Here is a 2141-nt window from a genome sequence, read left to right as displayed (position 1 = left end):
GTAAAGGACGCATTCGAAAAGGCAGGATTCGACCTCAAGACGGACACAAACCACAACACCCTTATCATTCCAGGTCTCTCAGCCCGTCTGCAGGGTGACCTCGAAGATACACTCGGTGCAAATGTAAAGGTTGGTCCAATGGACTCCGGCCGTATCCCTGGCTGGATCGAGAAGAACTGGCCTCCTAAACAATAAGTCCGAATGTAAATTGAAAACTTTACAGATCCGTGTCTCTCTGACACGGAACTTTCTTCTTTTTTAAAAAATACGATGCATCATAATGAAAGGCTGCAGGCAAATTTTTTTGTATATTATGCTTATACAATGGCGAGTTCTTACTTCTCCCCTTTGTAATAAATGTTGGCCCACTTTCCGCAGATGCCGATTCAATTTTCACAATTTTTACTGCTATCGTTTTGTCTGGAAACTGCCTCAGTTATTCAAACATATGGTTTTGAAATTTCCCACACTTTTCGACCTTGTGCCTTCATTCAAAGATTCTAATTCCAATTTCTCGAAGATTCAGTTAAAATAATAATTGCAGATTTTGGAGTAATTCTCCAAAAAATATAGCAAGAAAAATGCTATTTTTTGAGGACATCTGCGGAAGATAAGAGTTATGACTAAAACTCCCTATATATTTTGAATTTCATTGACTATTTTTTGAATTTTGTTAGGATTTCTCAGAATTTGTTAGGATAACTATTAACAAATATTAGAAAATTAAATTATAAAATAAATACAATTAGTGAGATTTCAACGCATAAAAAACACATAAATAAGAGAGGGTAGCAAATTATTTTAAATAGAATGAAACGATCTTTTATAGTGGAAATTTTAAAAATGTTAGCCTAAAGAGGTACTATATAGATAATAACCAGTATTCAAGCATTATTCGGGTGTTAACATTACACAGGTTTCGTTGATATTACCGGCTTATAACGAAGTAGCAAGAATAGAAAAAACAGTAAACCAAACTGCAGAAACTCTTAGGGAAATCACATCTTCTTTTGAGATTATTATAGCAGAAGATGGAAGCAGCGACGGGACAGATAGAGTAGCTGGTAAACTTGCTATGGAGCATAACTACGTGAGTCATCTTCACTCGGATTCGCGCCAGGGGCGTGGCAGAGCATTGAATAGGGCTTTTAAGTTTGCATCTGGAGATGTTCTTTGTTATATTGACGTGGATCTTGCAACCGATATGAGCCATCTGAAGGAACTAATAGAATCAATCTCAGTAGACGGATATGACTTTGCAACAGGCTCCAGAATGATGCCTCAGAGCAATGTAAAAAGGCCCTTAAAAAGAGGCATAGCCAGTAGAGGGTTTAATTTTCTGGTGCACACTTTTTTACACTCAAAATTATATGACCATCAATGTGGATTTAAGGCTTTTAAAAAAGACCCATTGTTTAAACTAATTGATCAAGTGCAGGATGAACACTGGTTCTGGGATACTGAACTTATGGTTCTTGCACAGTCTCGGGGATTTAAAGTTAAAGAATTCCCGGTAGTCTGGAGGCATGGAGGCACAACAACGGTAAATCTTAAAAGAGATGTTATAGACATGGGGTCTCAAATTTTCCGTTTATGGTGGAGTTTAAACAGGCAGTCAAAGAAAAAAAAAGAAAAATCCTGCGAGGGGTGCTTTGAATAAAATTGAATCTAAAACAAAGCAGATCTTTTATTTTAGCCTGATAGTTTTTTCCATACTTTTACAGGCAGGCAGTGGAATTTGCGGAAAATACGCTGCGATGACAATACAAGAGGCTTCACCTTTTATTACGGTCACAAATATTTATTACTTGCTCTCCCTGGTATTTCTTGTACTGCAGGCGATTGTCTGGCAGCAAGCACTGATACACTATCCACTTTCATATGCTTATCCATTTATAAGCCTGGTTAATTTTGTGATATTATTTTGTTCTGCAATTCTATTCCATGAACAGATCACCAGGTATAACGTTTTAGGGTTACTCGTCATATCCTTTGGAATTTTAATACTATCCCGCAGTTTGGGAGAAGAAACATGATTACTTCGTATCCTCTTCAAATTTGATGGGTTTTCAATCACAGGAAAAATATAATAGTTGCTCCATTTCCCCTTACCATATCTTGGAGTAACAAAATGGAACTCG

At 36.9% G+C, this 2141-nt stretch carries 2 protein-coding genes and 1 pseudogene; 2 read left to right on the top strand and 1 reads right to left on the bottom strand.

From position 1 onward, the window contains the following. Both EO93_RS00015 and EO93_RS00010 read left to right on the top strand, forming a co-directional pair. Positions 1–195, top strand: a pseudogene (locus tag EO93_RS00015) (acetyl-CoA synthase subunit gamma); the annotation flags it as partial. A 727-nt stretch (positions 196–922) separates the two neighbouring features. Next, positions 923–1660, top strand: a complete 738-nt coding sequence (locus tag EO93_RS00010) for a dolichyl-phosphate beta-glucosyltransferase (protein ID WP_235284054.1) — start codon at positions 923–925, stop codon at positions 1658–1660. A gap of 225 nt (positions 1661–1885) precedes the next feature. Here the strand turns inward: EO93_RS00010 and EO93_RS18030 are convergent. Beyond that, positions 1886–2141 (bottom strand): hypothetical protein (locus EO93_RS18030; protein WP_235284053.1); only part of this gene is annotated, 256 nt, incomplete at its 5' end.

Origin of the sequence: Methanosarcina sp. 1.H.A.2.2, from assembly GCF_000979975.1 — an archaeon.
Classification (GTDB): domain Archaea; phylum Halobacteriota; class Methanosarcinia; order Methanosarcinales; family Methanosarcinaceae; genus Methanosarcina.
The sequence above is the reverse complement of the archived record's forward strand: the minus strand, read 5'-3'. Positions and strand labels throughout refer to the sequence as shown.